This is a genomic window from Pseudomonas sp. BF-RE-25, assembly GCF_019956105.1.
GTDB classification, from domain to species: domain Bacteria; phylum Pseudomonadota; class Gammaproteobacteria; order Pseudomonadales; family Pseudomonadaceae; genus Aquipseudomonas; species Aquipseudomonas migulae.
The window spans coordinates 15,637-31,354 of the sequence record NZ_JAHBDB010000058.1 but is presented as its reverse complement, the minus strand read 5'-3'; the positions used below and the strand labels follow the sequence as shown (position 1 = coordinate 31,354).

The window sequence follows — 15,718 nt, the reverse complement described above, 5'->3', positions numbered from 1 at the left end:
ACTTGCGCTTCCGATCTCTCGTTAGCGGGAGGCGAATTCTACAGCGTTACTCGCTGCTGTCAACACCTCTTTTTCTCCGCTTTCGACCGAGAAGATCGAACCGTCAAAAGAGCCAAACAACACCGCTCTTTCAACTCCTTCTGCGCTTCGATGACCTGAAGCAACTCGCTGTCGAAAACTGCGTAACTCTTTGTTTACCAAGGAGTTTTCCGTTTCGACTGCGCCGGAAGTGGGGCGAATTATAGACTTCCAGAATCTGCCGTCAACACCTATTTTCACATTTCTGTCATACGGGTCAAAAAAGCCCGAAAACACGAAGGCCGAGCCCCTAGGGGCTCGGCCTTCTTCCCTTCTACTTACAAGCTAGGGAATGCGAATTGCGATGCTTCATGGCTCGCGCGCTGTGGCCAGCGCTGAGTAATGGCCTTGCGACGGGTGTAGAAGCGCACGCCATCCGGGCCATACGCATGCAGATCGCCGAACAGCGAACGCTTCCAGCCGCCAAAGCTGTGATAAGCCACCGGCACCGGCAACGGCACGTTGACGCCAACCATGCCGACTTCGATCTCATCGCAGAACAACCGCGCCGCTTCGCCATCACGGGTAAAGATGCAGGTGCCGTTGCCATACTCGTGATCGTTGATCAGTTGCATCGCCTCTTCCAGGCTGTTCACCCGGACGACGCACAGCACTGGCCCAAAGATCTCTTCTTTATAGATACGCATCTCTGGCGTGACGTTATCGAACAAGCAGCCGCCCAGGAAGAAACCTTCTTCATGACCGGCGACGCTCAGACCACGACCATCCACCACCAGGGTTGCACCGGAGGCAACGCCGTCTTCTACATAGCCACTGACTTTGTCACGAGCCTGACCGGTAACCAACGGCCCCATGTCCAGACCACAAGTGGTGCCTGCGCCAATCTTCAATGCCTTGATCTGCGGAGTCAGCTTGGCCACCAACGCATCGGCCACCTGGTCGCCAACGCACACGGCCACCGAAATCGCCATGCAACGCTCGCCGCAGGAACCGTACGCCGCGCCCATCAGAGCGCTGACGGCGTTATCCAGATCCGCATCCGGCATCAGCACCGCGTGGTTCTTCGCGCCGCCCAGTGCCTGAACGCGTTTGCCGCGCTTGGTGCCTTCGGCGTAGATGTATTCGGCAATCGGCGTCGAGCCAACGAAACTCAATGCTTTGACTTCCGGCGCTTCGATCAGCGCATCCACTGCCGCCTTGTCACCATGCACCACGCTCAACACGCCTTTCGGCAGACCGGCTTCGAGCAACAACTGAGCGATCAACAGCGTCGAGCTCGGATCACGTTCGGAAGGTTTGAGGATGAAGCAGTTGCCGCAGACGATTGCCAGCGGATACATCCACAGCGGCACCATCGCCGGGAAGTTGAACGGAGTAATACCGGCGACCACGCCCAACGGCTGGAAGTCCGACCAGGCATCAATGTTCGGGCCGACGTTGCGGCTGTATTCACCCTTGAGGATTTCCGGTGCCGCGCACGCGAACTCGACGTTCTCGATACCGCGCTTCAATTCACCGGCAGCATCTTCCAGCGTCTTGCCGTGTTCTTCGCTGATCAGTTGGGCGATACGTGCTTCGTTCTGTTCCAGCAGTTGCTTGAAGCGGAACATTACCTGCGCACGTTTGGCCGGCGGAGTATTGCGCCAGGCCGGGAACGCAGCCTTGGCCGAGTCGATGGCTTTCTGGATGGTTTCGCGGCTGGCCAATGGCAGTTTGTGAATCGCCTGGCCAGTAGACGGGTTGAACACGTCGGCCGTGCGACCGTCTTCGGTCACCAGTTCGCCGTTGATCAAATGCGGGATAAGGCTCATGCGGGGCTCCAGAAAAGTTGTCCACAGGCGCCCGTCAACGGACGCCTCTATATAGAAGGGGAAATCAGTCGATTTTGTTCAGCACTTCGCCGACCGCGTCGAACAGACGATCAAGGTCTTGCGGCTTGCTGTTGAAAGTTGGGCCGAACTGCAGGGTGTCGCCGCCGAAGCGCACGTAGAACCCGGCTTTCCACAGCGCCATGCCCGCTTCGAACGGACGCACGATGGCATCGCCGTCACGCGGCGCGATCTGGATAGCACCGGCCAGCCCGTAGTTACGAATGTCGATGATGTTTTTCGAGCCCTTCAGGCCGTGCAGTGCATTTTCGAAATGCGGTGCGACGTCGGCCACGCTCTGCACCAGGTTTTCCTTTTGCAGCAGGTCGAGTGCAGCCAAACCAGCTGCGCAAGCCACCGGGTGCGCGGAATAGGTGTAGCCGTGCGGGAATTCCACGGCGTACTCCGGCGTCGCCTGGTTCATGAAGGTCTGATAGATCTCGGAGCTGGCAATCACTGCGCCCATCGGGATCGCACCGTTGGTGACTTGCTTGGCGATGCACATCAGGTCCGGGGTCACGCCGAAGCTGTCTGCGCCGAACATCGAACCGGTACGGCCGAAACCGGTGATCACTTCGTCGAACACCAGCAGGATGTTGTGCTGATTGCAGATCTCGCGCAGACGCTTGAGGTAGCCCTCAGGCGGAACCAGCACGCCAGCGGAACCGGCCATTGGCTCGACAAATACAGCGGCGATGTTCGAAGCGTCATGCAGCTCGATCAGTTTGAGCAACTCATCGGCCAGAGCGATACCGCCCTCTTTTGGCATGCCGCGCGAGTAAGCATTGCTCGCCAGCAAGGTATGCGGCAGGTGATCGACGTCCATCATCGCCTGCCCGAAGATTTTGCGGTTGCCGTTGACGCCGCCGAGGCTGGTGCCGGCGATGTTCACACCGTGGTAACCACGGGCACGACCGATCATTTTGGTTTTGGTCGCCTGGCCTTTCAGACGCCAGTAAGCGCGGACCATCTTCACCGCAGTGTCAGCGCACTCGGAACCCGAGTCGGTGAAGAACACGTGATTCAGATTACCCGGCGTCAGGTCGGTGATTTTCTCCGCCAGTTGGAACGACAGCGGATGACCGTACTGGAAGCCCGGCGAGTAATCGAGCGTGCCCAACTGCTTGGCAACCGCTTCCTGGATTTCCTTGCGGGTGTGCCCGGCGCCGCAGGTCCACAGACCGGACAGCGAATCGTAGACCTTGCGACCCTTGTCGTCCGTCAGCCAACTGCCTTCAGCCGCCACAATCAGTCGCGGATCGCGCTGGAAATTTCGGTTGGCGGTGTAGGGCATCCAGTGAGCATCGAGCTTGAGCTGGCTGGCCAGGGAGTTCGGGGCGTTTTCAGGCAAGTTCATGGGCAAAACCTCGCAAGGCAATAAGCGGCGTGGAGATGAAAAGCGTTCTTGCAGCTAAATTGCCACGGGGATAAAGTCGGTGAAATCCAACTTTTCTAACGTTCAGTCAGGCCAGCGCTAAACTATGAGCACTCGACGCCCCGATCCGCTGGCACAAGTCAGCGACTTTGATATCCGCTTGCTGCGGATTTTTCGCAGCGTGGTGGAGTGCGGCGGTTTCTCGGCGGCGGAGTCGGTGCTCGGGATCGGTCGCTCGGCGATCAGCCAACAGATGAGCGATCTGGAACAGCGCCTCGGCCTGCGCCTGTGCCAACGAGGCCGTGCCGGGTTTTCCCTGACCGAAGAAGGCCGCGAGGTGTATCAATCGGCACTGCAGCTATTGAGTGCGCTGGAAAGTTTTCGCACCGAGGTCAACGGCCTGCACCAACACCTGCGCGGCGAATTGACCATCGGCCTGACCGACAACCTGGTCACCCTGCCCCACATGCGCATCACTCACGCGTTGGCGCAATTGAAGGAGCGCGGGCCGGACGTGCAGATTCAGATCCGCATGATCGCGCCCAATGAAGTCGAGCAAGGCGTGCTCGACGGCCGCTTGCATGTCGGCGTGGTGCCGCAGGCAAGCGCCCTTTCGGGGCTGGAATATCAGCCGCTCTACAGTGAACGTTCGCTGCTGTATTGCGCGGTTGGTCATCCGTTGTTTTATGTCGACGACAAACAACTGGACGATGAGCGCCTCAACAGTCAGGACGCCATCGCCCCGACCTTCCGCCTGCCGGCCGAGATTCAGGCGCATTACCAGGCACTCAATTGCACCGCCAGTGCGTCAGACCGCGAAGGCATGGCGTTTCTGATTCTCACCGGGCGCTACATCGGTTACCTGCCGGATCACTACGCCAGCCTCTGGGTGCAACAAGGGCGCTTGCGCGCGCTGAAACCGACAGCACGGTTTTATGACTTGAGCCTTGCATCGGTCACCCGCAAGGGACGTCGCCCGCATTTGGTGCTGGAAAGCTTTTTAGAGAGCCTGGCTGCAACACGCTGAATAAGGTGAAAACCTGTAGGAGCGAAGCTTGCTCGCGAAGGCGTCGGCTCAATCAACATCAATGTTGAATGTAAAGACGCCTTCGCGAGCAAGCTTCGCTCCTACAGGGATTTGTGGTGGTCAGGTTTTATCGTGTCGGGACTTGTCTGGAGCCTGTGGTTGCGCTATCAACGCATTGGTTGCACCCACCCACCTGTTCGGAAGTGCCTATGACCTTTGAAGTCCCCGCTCACGGCGGCAAACCTGCCAGCCGCATTCGTCAGAAGAACGAAGAGACCATCATCAAAGCCGCCGAAGACGAGTTCGCCCGTCACGGGTTCAAAGGCACGAGCATGAACACCATCGCCCTGAATGCCGGGTTGCCCAAGGCGAACCTGCATTACTACTTCACCAATAAGCTGGGGTTGTACGTGGCGGTGTTGAGCAACATCCTGCAGTTGTGGGACAGCACCTTCAACACCCTCACCGCCGAGGATGATCCGGCCGAAGCGCTGACGCGGTACATTCGCGCCAAGATGGAATTCTCCCGCCGCCAGCCGCAAGCTTCGCGAGTCTTCGCCATGGAAGTGATCAGCGGCGGTGAGTGCCTGACCGAATATTTCAACCAGGATTACCGCGCCTGGTTCCAGGGCCGGGCGGCGGTGTTTCAAGCGTGGATCGACGCTGGCAAAATGGACCCGGTCGACCCGGTCAACCTGATCTTTCTGTTGTGGGGCAGCACCCAGCATTACGCCGACTTTGCCACGCAGATTTGCCGGGTCAGCGGCCGCACCAAGCTGACCAAGCAAGACATGGAAGACGCCGGCGACAACCTGATCCGCATCATTCTCAAAGGCTGCGGCCTGACTCCTGCCATTTAAGACTCTTATGCCTTTTACCCTCAGCGGCTTTTGCGAATACCGCGAAGAGATTCGCAAAAGCCGCTTCATCACCTTCGCCGCACCGATCAGCAGCCCTGCTGAAGCCCAGGCGTTCATCGAGCAGCACAGCGATCTGAACGCCACGCACAATTGCTGGGCGTGGAAACTCGGCGCCCAATACCGCAGCACCGATGACGGAGAGCCTGGCGGCACCGCCGGGCGCCCGATTCTGGCGGCCATCGATGCGCAGGATTGCGACCAGGTCGCGGTGCTGGTGATCCGCTGGTATGGCGGCATTCAACTCGGCACCGGCGGCCTCGCCCGGGCGTATGGCGGCGGCGCGAACAAGTGCCTGCAAGCGGCACCGAAAGTTGAGCTGATCAGCCGCGTACCGCTAAGTTGCGCCTGCGGGTTTGGCGAACTGACGCTGGTGAAACTGCGGGTGGCCGAACTTGGCGGGTTGGTCGTGGAAGAAACGTTCACGGCCAACGGTGTGGAGCTGAAATTGGCGATGGGCGAAGCGCAGATCGACACCCTGCAAACGCAACTGGCCGATTTGAGTCGCGGGCGCATTCTGTTGCAGCGCTGATTGCACCAACAACGCTCAACGCCCTTCTATCGATCCCGTGTATTTGCCCACATCTACTGTGCACCCGGCTGTGGATAACCTGAGCACATACCGCTGTAACCCTTCTGTCATGCGGCTTTGCGGGCATTGCTCACTTTTTGTCCAATACGCATTGAAAAAGACTAAATCCACGTAAAAACAATCAGTTAGCGTGGTTTATCGCCTTTAGAAGAAAGCCGCTCAGTGCTTATGCCCGAGCTTTGCGCTTGCGCACAAATACTGTGGAGCAATCTGTGGATAACCCGTTCATGGCTGGCGCGGCCCCATATCCGGCATGGCTTGCAAAGGGTTGCTCGTTTTTTGACCAAATCGGCCTGCGCAAAACCGGAGCCTGATCTACCGCTGCGCCCTTATGTGGTGCTGCGTCGGGATCGAAATGTGGCGAAGCGGCGTCCCCGATGCCTTGGCCAACAAGCATTTTCAATTTTCCTGACTCAATGGCCAGGAAATTGCTTTATCCACAGGCACAACTCCATCGACCCGAGCCTGTCATGCCCAACCCCGTGCCGATCCCCGACCAAACGCCTCGCCTGCAACTGCGCAGAATCAGCAAACGCTACCCGGGTTGCCTGGCCAACGATGCCATCGACCTGAGTATTGCGCCCGGCGAAATCCATGCGCTGCTCGGCGAAAACGGTGCGGGCAAAAGTACGCTGATGAAAATTATCTACGGCGTCACCCACGCTGATTCTGGCGAGATGATCTGGCAAGGCCAACGCGTGACCATGCGCAACCCGGCTCAGGCTCGCGGTTTGGGAATCGGCATGGTGTTCCAGCACTTCTCGTTGTTCGAAACCCTCAGCGTGGCGCAAAACATTGCACTGGCGATGGGCGCGGCGGCCGGTACACCGAAACAACTTGAGCCAAAAATTCGCGAAGTATCCCGTCGCTACGGTATGGCATTGGAACCGGAGCGACTGGTCCACAGCCTGTCGATTGGCGAACGGCAGCGGGTGGAAATCATTCGGTGCCTGATGCAGGACATCCGTCTGCTGATTCTCGATGAACCGACCTCGGTGCTGACCCCGCAAGAGGCCGACGAATTGTTCGTCACCCTGCGCCGGCTCGCGGCCGAGGGCTGCAGCATTCTGTTTATCAGCCACAAGCTCGGTGAAGTGCGCGCGTTGTGCCACAGCGCCACGGTGCTGCGCGGCGGTCGTGTGGCCGGGCATTGCGTGCCGGCGCAGTGCTCGGATCAGCAACTGGCGAAGTTGATGGTCGGGGAAGCGGCCGATCTGATCACCGATTATCCGAAGGTCGTGGGCGGTGATGCATTTTTGAACGTGAGCGCATTGTCGTGGCACAACCCCGATCCGTTTGGCTGCTCGCTGAAGGACATCGACCTGCACGTACGCCGTGGCGAAATCGTCGGCATCGCCGGAGTGGCAGGCAATGGCCAGGATGAGCTGCTGGCGCTGCTCAGTGGCGAACAACGCCTGCACCGCAATGACAGTGCAACCCTGCGTTTTGACGGGCAAGCGGTGGCTCATTTGCCGCCGGATGCCCGCCGAAAACTCGGCTTGGCCTTCGTCCCTGCCGAACGGTTGGGGCACGGTGCGGTGCCGGAATTGAGCCTGGCCGACAACGCCCTGCTCAGCGCCTTTCAACAAGGCCTGCTGCGCAACGGGCTGATCCGGCGGACCAAGGTTAAAGCGCTGGCCGAAGAAATCATCCGCCGCTTCGGCGTCAAGACACCCGATGCGCAAACGCCGGCCCGCAGTCTGTCCGGTGGCAACTTGCAGAAATTCATCCTCGGTCGGGAGATTCTTCAGCAACCGAAATTACTGGTGGCCGCGCACCCGACCTGGGGCGTGGACGTCGGCGCCGCCGCGACCATTCACCGCGCGCTGATTGCCTTGCGCGATGCCGGCGCGGCGATCCTGGTGATCTCCGAAGACCTCGACGAACTGTTCCAGATCAGCGACCGGCTCGGCGCCTTGTGCAGCGGACGCTTGTCGCCACTCAGGGCGACCGTCGACACCCGCCTGATCGACGTCGGCGGCTGGATGGCCGGCCAGTTCGACGCCCCTCAATCACTTGCACCCGCAACGGTTTAACGGAGTTTCACATGCTGCTTTCCCTCGAACCCCGTGGCCAGCGATCGCGCCTGATGCTGTGGTGCTCGCCACTATTGGCGGCGGCCCTGACATTGGCCTGCGGCTCGCTGCTGTTTATCGCGTTGGGCCATGACCCGTTGTTGACCTTGCACACCTTGCTGATCGCCCCGGTCAGCGACTTGTATGGCGTATCCGAATTGTTGGTCAAGGCGCTGCCGATTCTGCTCTGCGCCTTGGGTCTGGCCGTGGCGTATCAGGCACGGATCTGGAACATCGGCGCCGAAGGCCAGTTGCTGCTCGGCGCGCTGGCCGGCAGTGCGTTGGCGGTGAACATCATCGGTCTGCAAAGTCGCTGGGCATTGGTGTTGATCCTGCTCGTCGGCACGCTGGCCGGCGCGGCGTGGGCCGGGCTGACGGCGTGGTTGCGCACGCGCTTCAACGCTAACGAAATACTCACCAGCATCATGCTCAATTACATCGCCCTGAACCTGTTGTTGTTCTGCGTACACGGGCCACTGAAGGATCCGGCCGGGTTCAACTTTCCGGAGTCGGCGATGTTTGGCGATGCCAGCCGTTTGCCGTTGTTGATGGAGGACGGTCGAGTGCATGCCGGCGTTTATTTTGCCCTGCTCGCGTTGGTGGCGGTGTGGGTGTTGTTGCAGAAAAGCTTTGTCGGGTTCCAGATCAAAGTGCTCGGGCTGGACAAGCGTGCGGCGGGTTTTGTCGGGTTTCGCGAGAAACGGCTGATCTGGCTGGCGCTGTTGGTCAGCGGCGGATTGGCGGGGCTGGCCGGCGTGTGTGAAGTCACCGGGCCGATTGGTCAGTTGGTGCCGCAAGTCTCGCCCGGCTATGGCTACGCCGCGATCACCGTGGCATTTCTCGGGCGGCTCAATCCGGTCGGCATTCTGTTTTCCAGCCTGTTGATGGCATTGCTGTACATCGGTGGCGAGAACGCGCAGATGAGCATGAATCTGCCGCAAGCGATCACGCAATTGTTCCAGGGCATGATGCTGTTTTTCCTGCTGGCCAGTGACGTGCTGATTCTCTACCGACCGCGCTTGCATTTGCGCTGGACGCGTCGCGCATCGGCCACCGTCGTACAAGCAGGAGCGCTGTGATGGATATCGATCTGTTGAGCAATATTTTCTACGCCATGGTGCGCTGCGGCACGCCGTTGCTGTTGGTGGCGCTGGGTGAGTTGATTTGTGAGAGGAGCGGCGTCCTCAACCTCGGCCAGGAAGGCATGATGCTGTTTGGCGCGGTGATCGGTTTTATCGTCGCGCTGAACAGCGGCAACCTGTGGCTGGGCGTGTTGCTGGCGATGCTCGCCGGGATGTTGCTGTCGTCGCTGTTTGCGTTGGTGGCGCTGGTGTTCAACGCTAATCAGGTGGCCACCGGGTTGGCGCTGACGATCTTTGGTGTGGGCCTGTCGACCTTTGTCGGTGCGGCGTGGGTCGGTAAACCGCTGGCGGGTTTTGAGCCGGTGGCGATCCCTTTACTGAGCGAGATCCCGCTGATCGGACGGATGCTGTTTGCGCAGGATCTGCTGGTGTATCTGTCGTTCGCGTTGTTTGCGCTGGTGGCGTGGGTGATTGTGAAAAGTCGTGTCGGGCTGATCATTCAGGCCGTCGGCGAAAACCCGGATGCGGCCAGTGCGATGGGCTTGCCTGTGTTGGGCGTACGGACGCTGGCGGTGCTGTTCGGCGGCGCGATGGCGGGTTTGGCCGGGGCGTATCTATCGCTGGCCTACACGCCGATGTGGGCGGAGAACATGAGCGCCGGTCGCGGCTGGATTGCCCTGGCGCTGGTGGTGTTTGCCAGTTGGCGGGTGTGGCGATTGCTGCTGGGGGCGTATCTGTTCGGGCTCGCCAGCATCCTGCACCTGGTGGCGCAGGGGTTGGGGCTGGCGATCCCATCGAGTCTGCTGGCGATGCTGCCGTATGTCGCGACGATTGTGGTGTTGGTGCTGCTGTCGCGGGATGCCGTGCGCACACGGTTGTATGCGCCGGTGTCGTTGGGGCAGCCTTGGCAGGGTGGGCATTAGCGGTGACCGTTAGGGCCCCTTCGCGGGCAAGCCTCGCTCCTACAGGTTTGGTGCAAATCCTGTAGGAGCGAGGCTTGCCCGCGAAGGCGTCCGCACTGGCAACACCTGAACAACGCCCCACGCCAATTCAAAGACCAGAAAAATCACCAACAGCGAACTGGCGCCATGGAGCAAGGCATAGAGCTGCCAAGCGGAGAACAGGAATCTGCCAACGGCGTCATACCGGCCATAAACCTGCTGCGGATCACGAATCCGCAGCACCGACCACACGCACACGATCGAGCCCAACAGGTTCGCCATCAACATGTGCATCGGCTCAAACGCAGGCAGTTCGCCGGGCAAATCCAAAGCCTGACTCAAACCCGCCAACAACCCATGCAACGCAGTGAAACTCCACGGCGTGACAAACGCCGCCGTCACGATCAAGTCATACCAGGCGCTGCCCCGCACCACGCGGCGATATTGCGTTGAAGTCCACATCGGCACTGCTCCATAAATTCAGGGAGCAACAAGCCTAAAGCCTGGAGTATGCTCCAGGGTCAAGCCCTCTCGAGACATCAACATGCGCATCGGTGAATTAGCCCAGGCCAGCGCCGTCAGCCGCGACACGCTGCGCTTCTACGAGCAGCGCGGATTGATCGCGGCGCAACGTAGCGCCAACGGTTATCGCGAATATCCGGATGACATGGTGCAACTGGTGCTCTACATCAAGACCGCTCAACGGCTGGGCTTTACCCTCGGCGAGATCGGCAACAGCGTCGCCGCGTTGTGGCAGTCGCCCGATCCGGACAGCGCCGTCACGCAATTGCTGCAAGACAAACTCAAACTGATCGAAACCCGAATGGATGAACTCGGCGCGTTGCGCAACGAGCTGCAACAACGGCTCGGGCAACGTTGTCCATTAAATCCGTGATCCTCATTCATCAAGGAAGCCACTCATGTCCAAGGCAAAAACCGCACTCATCATCGGCGCCTCCCGGGGCCTGGGCCTCGGTCTGGTGAAAACCCTGCTGGCCGACGGCTGGCAAGTCACCGCCACCGTGCGCAACCCGCAAAACGCCGACGCCTTGCAGGCGCTGGGCAAGGTGCGGATCGAAAAACTCGACATGGATGATCAGCAGGCCGTCATCGCCCTGAGTCAGCAGCTCAAGGGTGAAGTGTTTGATCTGTTGTTCGTGAATGCCGGCGTAAAAGGCCCTGACGTTCAGACGCCGGGCGGTGCGACGCTGGCTGAAGTGGGTCAGTTGTTCTTCACCAATGCGGTGGCGCCGATCAACCTGGCTCAGCGGTTTGCCGGGCAGATTCGCCCGGACAGCGGCGTGCTGGCGTTCATGAGCTCGGTGCTCGGCAGCGTGACCATGCCGGACGCGCCGGAACTGGCGTTGTACAAGGCGAGCAAGGCTGCATTGAACTCGATGACCAACAGCTTTGTGACGCAATTGGGCGATCAGAAACTGACGGTGCTGTCGCTGCATCCGGGCTGGGTGAAAACCGACATGGGCGGTGAAGGCGCTGACATCGACGTGGAAACCAGTGTGCGTGGGTTGGTGGATCAGGTGAATGCTTACACCGGCAAGGGTGGGCACCACTTCGTGAACTACAGGGGTGAAAACATTCCCTGGTAAACGCCGTCAATCCACTGTGGGAGCGAGCCTGCTCGCGATGGAGTGTCAGTCGACGCCGATGCAGCTGACCCACCATCGCGAGCAGGCTCGCTCCCACAGGTGCGCGTTCCACACGAGGTTCAGTCGTCCGGCCGGACTTGCCTGCAACTGGGTTTTGTTTGACACTGCGCACCTCGTCCCCGCGGCGACCCTGGATCAGCAGACAGGGTAATCACTGAGCTGGCTAACCTGAACCCAACTTTCAGAGGAGCCGGCCAACATGCCTGCGACCCGTACCTGGTTAAAAAATCCCCTCGCGATCTTCACTGCCAATGGCCTCGATGCCCGTTGCGGCCTGGTTGTGCAAGACGGCTTGATCGTCGAAGTGCTCGCCGCCGGCCAGCAACCGTCCGCCCCCTGTGGACAAGTATTCGATGCTCGCGAGCATGTGATCCTGCCGGGGCTGATCAACACCCATCACCACTTCTATCAAACCCTGACCCGCGCCTGGGCGCCGGTGGTCAATCAGCCGTTGTTCCCTTGGCTGAAAACCCTGTACCCGGTCTGGGCACGCCTCACCCCTGAAAAACTCGCCCTTGCCACGAAAGTCGCGTTGGCCGAGTTGCTGCTGTCCGGCTGCACCACCGCCGCCGATCACCATTACCTGTTCCCGAAAGGCCTGGAAAACGCCATCGACGTGCAAGTCGAAAGCGTCCGCGACCTCGGCATGCGCGCCATGCTGACGCGCGGTTCCATGAGCCTGGGCGAGAAGGACGGCGGCCTGCCCCCGCAGCAGACCGTGCAGGAAGGCGAAGTGATCCTCGACGACAGTCAGCGCCTGATCGCCGAGTACCACGAGCGTGGTGATGGCGCGCAAATCCAGATCGCCCTGGCGCCGTGCTCACCGTTTTCGGTGACACCGGAGATCATGTCTGCCAGCGCCGAACTGGCGAACAAACTCGACGTACGACTGCACACGCACCTGGCGGAAACCCTCGACGAAGAAGACTTCTGCCTGCAACGCTTCGGCCTGCGCACCGTGGATTATCTGGACAGCGTCGGCTGGCTCGGCCCGCGCACCTGGCTGGCGCATGGCATCCACTTCAACCCGGATGAAATCACCCGCCTCGGCGCGGCCGGCACTGGCATTTGCCATTGCCCGAGCTCGAACATGCGCCTCGCGTCCGGCATCTGCCCGACGCTGGAGCTGACCGCCGCCGGCGCGTTGCTGGGCCTCGGCGTGGATGGCTCGGCGTCCAACGATGCGTCGAACATGATGCTCGAAACCCGTCAGGCACTGTACATCCAGCGGCTGCGTTATGGCGCCGAGAAGATCACGCCGGAATTGGTGCTGGGATGGGCGACCAAGGGTTCGGCGAGTTTGCTCGGGCGCACCGATATCGGTGAACTGGCGGTGGGCAAGCAGGCGGACCTGGCGTTGTTCAAGCTGGATGAGCTGCGGTTTTCCGGTAGCCATGACCCGGTTTCGGCATTGCTGTTATGTGGTGCGGATCGGGCGGATCGGGTGATGGTGGGAGGCAAGTGGCGAGTGATCGACGGGCAGGTTGAGGGGCTGGATCTCAAAGGCTTGATCGCCGATCACAGCCAGGCGGCCCGGCAGTTGATCGCTGGCGTCTGATCGGACACCTTCGCCGGCAAGCCGGCTCCTACAGGTTATGCGCGATAACTGTAGGAGCCGGCTTGCCGGCGATGCTTTTTAAAGCCCCAATGGCGATGTTGACCACCGACTGCCTGCGGGCGTTTCGTGACGCCTTAGCGCACCAGTGGATGGCAACCCTGCATGGCCATGCACTTTATTGGCCTTGCGGGCCTCTTCGCGGGCGAGCCTCGCTCCTACAAGTACAACGCCGACCTGTAGGAGCGAGGCTTGCCCGCGAAGGCCGCTACACGGTTTCGGATATTTGTTGTCCTGTTGGTCAGTAATTTGCATTACCCCCTCCAACCTCAAAACAAAATGGAGTGGGAATTCATGCATAAACGTCCGTTGAAGAAGCTGCTGTGCGCCGTCGCTGCAACCTTCGGTCTGAGCGCCAGCCTGACCGTCAGCGCCGCTGACCCGCTGAAAGTCGGCTTCGTCTACATCGGCCCGATCGGTGATCACGGCTGGACGTATCAGCATGAACAGGGACGCAAGGCGCTGGCCGAAAAATTCGGCTCGCAGATCACCACCCAGTACGTGGAAAACGTCGCCGAAGGTGCCGACGCCGAGCGGGTGATCCGCAACATGGCCAAGGACAACTACGACCTGATCTTCACCACCTCCTTCGGCTACATGAACCCGACCCTGAAAGTCGCGAAACAATTTCCCAAGGTGACCTTCGAGCACGCCACCGGCTACAAGCAGGACAAGAACCTCGGCACCTACCTGGCGCGCACCTATGAAGGTCGCTACGTCGGCGGCTTCCTCGCGGCGAAAATGACCAAGACCAAAAAGATCGGCTACGTCGCCTCGTTCCCGATTCCGGAAGTGATCCGCGACATCAACGCCATTCAACTGGCCCTGAACAAATACAACCCCGGTACCGAGATCAAAGTGGTGTGGGTCAATTCCTGGTTCGACCCGGGCAAGGAAGCCGACGCCGCCAACGCGTTGATCGATCAAGGCGTGGATGTGGTGTTCCAGCACACCGACAGCCCGGCGCCGATCCAGGCCGCCGAGCGTCGCGGGGTGTATGCCGTGGGCTACGCTTCGGACATGGCGCACTTCGGGCCGAAAGCGGTGCTGACCTCGATCGTCAACGACTGGGCACCGCATTACATTCAGGCGACCCAAAGCGTGATCGAGCATGCGTGGAAGTCGCAGGATTACTGGGGCGGCTTGAAGGAAGGCACGGTTGAACTGCCTATCAGCGACCTGGTGCCGGCGCCGGTGAAAGCCGAGGCCGAACAGATCATCGCGGACATCAAGAGCGGTGCGCTGCATCCGTTTACCGGGCCGATCAAGGATCAGGCGGGCGTGGAGAAAATTGCGGCGGGCGCGACGGCGAGCAACGCGGAACTGGCCTCGATGAATTACTACGTTGAAGGCATGAAGGCCGAGATACCGAAGTAACCCTCAGCCCAACACAACCCCTGTAGGAGCGAGCCTGCTCGCGATGAGGCCGTCACATCCGACATCACTGTTGAATGACAATCCGCTATCGCGAGCAGGCTCACTCCCACACTGGATTTTCAGCGTCTTCAAGGATTACGTATGAACAGCCTGCCCATCATCGACATCGCCCCGCTCTACAGCGATGACCAGACCGCCTGGCAATCCGTCGCCACACGCATCGACCGCGCCTGTCGCGAGTGGGGCTTCTTCTACATCAAGGGTCACCCGATCAGTGCCGCACGCATCGACGCCGTGCTTGATCACGCCCGACGTTTCTTCACCCTGCCCGCCGCCGAAAAGCTCAGCATCGACATCACCCAGACCCGACACCATCGCGGCTACGGCGCCATCGCCACCGAACAGCTCGACCCGAGCAAGCCCAGTGACCTGAAAGAAACCTTCGACATGGGCCTGCACCTGCCGGCCGATCACCCGCAAGTGCTGGCAGAAAAACCGCTGCGCGGCCCCAACCGTCATCCCTCGATGCCCGGTTGGGAAGCGCTGATGGAGCAGCATTACGTCGACATGCAGGCGCTGGCTCAAACCCTGTTGCGCGCAATGACGATGGCGCTGAACATCGAGCGCGACTTCTTTGACACGCGCTTCCATGAACCGGTCAGCGTGCTGCGGATGATCCACTACCCGCCGCGCCATACCGCCAGCTCCGCAGATCAGCAAGGCGCCGGCGCCCACACCGATTACGGCTGCATCACCCTGCTGTATCAGGACGCGGCCGGCGGCCTGCAAGTGCGCAACGTCAAAGGCGACTGGATCGACGCGCCGCCCATCGAAGGCACTTTCGTGGTCAACCTCGGCGACATGATGGCGCGCTGGAGCAACGACCGTTATCTGTCGACGCCGCACCGGGTGATCAGCCCGCTGGGTGTGGACCGTTACTCGATGCCATTCTTTGCCGAGCCGCACCCCGACACGCGCATTGAATGCCTGCCCGGTTGTCAGGATGCCCTTCACCCGGCGAAATACCCGGCCACCACCTGCGCCGAATTCCTGCTCTCGCGCTTCGCCGACACCTATGCTTATCGGCGAGAGCAAGAGGCGGGGTAATGAACCTCTTGGTCAGGTTTTACCAATTGTTGCAGT

14 protein-coding genes are annotated in these 15,718 nt (G+C 60.3%); 11 read left to right on the top strand and 3 right to left on the bottom strand.

Features of this window, described 5'->3' with window-relative positions; genetic code table 11:
* Window positions 1-356: 356 nt before the first annotated feature.
* Window positions 357-1,850 carry a CoA-acylating methylmalonate-semialdehyde dehydrogenase gene (locus KGB24_RS23535; RefSeq protein ID WP_008031364.1) on the bottom strand — a complete coding sequence of 498 codons (1,494 nt, stop codon included), beginning with the start codon at window positions 1,848-1,850 and terminating at the stop codon, window positions 357-359.
* A gap of 64 nt (window positions 1,851-1,914) precedes the next feature.
* Window positions 1,915-3,264 (bottom strand): aspartate aminotransferase family protein, encoded by a 1,350-nt coding sequence (locus KGB24_RS23530; protein ID WP_223413946.1) that lies wholly within the window; start codon window positions 3,262-3,264, stop codon window positions 1,915-1,917.
* 124 nt (window positions 3,265-3,388) lie between these two features.
* Here KGB24_RS23530 and KGB24_RS23525 point away from each other — a divergent pair, with 124 nt between their 5' ends.
* The 6 genes from KGB24_RS23525 (at window position 3,389) to KGB24_RS23500 (ending at window position 9,898) form a co-directional block, all read left to right on the top strand.
* Entirely contained in the window at window positions 3,389-4,309 is a 921-nt protein-coding gene (locus KGB24_RS23525; RefSeq protein WP_008031360.1) for a LysR family transcriptional regulator, read from the top strand.
* Between the two features lie 209 nt (window positions 4,310-4,518).
* On the top strand, window positions 4,519-5,169 hold the full coding sequence (locus tag KGB24_RS23520; protein ID WP_008031358.1) for a TetR/AcrR family transcriptional regulator: 651 nt from the start codon (window positions 4,519-4,521) through the stop codon (window positions 5,167-5,169).
* Between the two features lie 7 nt (window positions 5,170-5,176).
* Window positions 5,177-5,758: an IMPACT family protein gene (locus tag KGB24_RS23515; RefSeq protein ID WP_223413730.1), complete on the top strand. Its 582-nt coding sequence runs from the start codon at window positions 5,177-5,179 to the stop codon at window positions 5,756-5,758.
* Between the two features lie 530 nt (window positions 5,759-6,288).
* Window positions 6,289-7,854 carry an ABC transporter ATP-binding protein gene (locus KGB24_RS23510; RefSeq protein WP_223413729.1) on the top strand — a complete coding sequence of 522 codons (1,566 nt, stop codon included), beginning with the start codon at window positions 6,289-6,291 and terminating at the stop codon, window positions 7,852-7,854.
* 11 nt (window positions 7,855-7,865) lie between these two features.
* Window positions 7,866-8,972 carry an ABC transporter permease gene (locus KGB24_RS23505; protein ID WP_223413728.1) on the top strand — a complete coding sequence of 369 codons (1,107 nt, stop codon included), beginning with the start codon at window positions 7,866-7,868 and terminating at the stop codon, window positions 8,970-8,972.
* Entirely contained in the window at window positions 8,972-9,898 is a 927-nt protein-coding gene (locus KGB24_RS23500) for an ABC transporter permease (protein WP_223413727.1), read from the top strand. The genes KGB24_RS23505 and KGB24_RS23500 overlap by 1 nt, the downstream gene beginning before the upstream one ends.
* Before the next feature lie 39 nt (window positions 9,899-9,937).
* On the opposite strand, the gene KGB24_RS23495 is transcribed toward KGB24_RS23500, so the two are convergent.
* Window positions 9,938-10,378: a hypothetical protein gene (locus KGB24_RS23495; protein ID WP_223413726.1), complete on the bottom strand. Its 441-nt coding sequence runs from the start codon at window positions 10,376-10,378 to the stop codon at window positions 9,938-9,940.
* 82 nt (window positions 10,379-10,460) lie between these two features.
* On the opposite strand from KGB24_RS23495, the gene KGB24_RS23490 reads away from it, so the two are divergent.
* From KGB24_RS23490 to KGB24_RS23470, 5 genes are all read left to right on the top strand, one after another.
* Window positions 10,461-10,811, top strand: a complete 351-nt coding sequence (locus tag KGB24_RS23490) for a MerR family transcriptional regulator (RefSeq protein WP_192227000.1) — start codon at window positions 10,461-10,463, stop codon at window positions 10,809-10,811.
* Between the two features lie 25 nt (window positions 10,812-10,836).
* The gene (locus tag KGB24_RS23485) at window positions 10,837-11,523 is read left to right on the top strand and encodes an SDR family oxidoreductase (RefSeq protein ID WP_207284788.1); all 687 of its coding nucleotides are present in this window, start codon (window positions 10,837-10,839) and stop codon (window positions 11,521-11,523) included.
* 259 nt (window positions 11,524-11,782) lie between these two features.
* On the top strand, window positions 11,783-13,141 hold the full coding sequence (locus KGB24_RS23480) for an 8-oxoguanine deaminase (RefSeq protein WP_223413725.1): 1,359 nt from the start codon (window positions 11,783-11,785) through the stop codon (window positions 13,139-13,141).
* Window positions 13,142-13,492: 351 nt separating this feature from the next.
* Window positions 13,493-14,575: a BMP family ABC transporter substrate-binding protein gene (locus KGB24_RS23475; RefSeq protein WP_223413724.1), complete on the top strand. Its 1,083-nt coding sequence runs from the start codon at window positions 13,493-13,495 to the stop codon at window positions 14,573-14,575.
* Between the two features lie 141 nt (window positions 14,576-14,716).
* Entirely contained in the window at window positions 14,717-15,682 is a 966-nt protein-coding gene (locus KGB24_RS23470; protein WP_223413723.1) for an isopenicillin N synthase family dioxygenase, read from the top strand.
* The last annotated feature ends 36 nt before the right edge of the window (window positions 15,683-15,718 follow it).

What these genes read in the sequence shown, in the direction of transcription:
- KGB24_RS23535 (WP_008031364.1), bottom strand. Translation starts at nt 1,850, where the DNA reads ATGAGCCTTATCCCGCATTTGATCAACGGCGAACTGGTGACCGAAGAC.
- KGB24_RS23530 (WP_223413946.1), bottom strand. Translation starts at nt 3,264, where the DNA reads ATGAACTTGCCTGAAAACGCCCCGAACTCCCTGGCCAGCCAGCTCAAG.
- KGB24_RS23525 (WP_008031360.1), top strand. Translation starts at nt 3,389, where the DNA reads ATGAGCACTCGACGCCCCGATCCGCTGGCACAAGTCAGCGACTTTGAT.
- KGB24_RS23520 (WP_008031358.1), top strand. Translation starts at nt 4,519, where the DNA reads ATGACCTTTGAAGTCCCCGCTCACGGCGGCAAACCTGCCAGCCGCATT.
- KGB24_RS23515 (WP_223413730.1), top strand. Translation starts at nt 5,177, where the DNA reads ATGCCTTTTACCCTCAGCGGCTTTTGCGAATACCGCGAAGAGATTCGC.
- KGB24_RS23510 (WP_223413729.1), top strand. Translation starts at nt 6,289, where the DNA reads ATGCCCAACCCCGTGCCGATCCCCGACCAAACGCCTCGCCTGCAACTG.
- KGB24_RS23505 (WP_223413728.1), top strand. Translation starts at nt 7,866, where the DNA reads ATGCTGCTTTCCCTCGAACCCCGTGGCCAGCGATCGCGCCTGATGCTG.
- KGB24_RS23500 (WP_223413727.1), top strand. Translation starts at nt 8,972, where the DNA reads ATGGATATCGATCTGTTGAGCAATATTTTCTACGCCATGGTGCGCTGC.
- KGB24_RS23495 (WP_223413726.1), bottom strand. Translation starts at nt 10,378, where the DNA reads ATGTGGACTTCAACGCAATATCGCCGCGTGGTGCGGGGCAGCGCCTGG.
- KGB24_RS23490 (WP_192227000.1), top strand. Translation starts at nt 10,461, where the DNA reads ATGCGCATCGGTGAATTAGCCCAGGCCAGCGCCGTCAGCCGCGACACG.
- KGB24_RS23485 (WP_207284788.1), top strand. Translation starts at nt 10,837, where the DNA reads ATGTCCAAGGCAAAAACCGCACTCATCATCGGCGCCTCCCGGGGCCTG.
- KGB24_RS23480 (WP_223413725.1), top strand. Translation starts at nt 11,783, where the DNA reads ATGCCTGCGACCCGTACCTGGTTAAAAAATCCCCTCGCGATCTTCACT.
- KGB24_RS23475 (WP_223413724.1), top strand. Translation starts at nt 13,493, where the DNA reads ATGCATAAACGTCCGTTGAAGAAGCTGCTGTGCGCCGTCGCTGCAACC.
- KGB24_RS23470 (WP_223413723.1), top strand. Translation starts at nt 14,717, where the DNA reads ATGAACAGCCTGCCCATCATCGACATCGCCCCGCTCTACAGCGATGAC.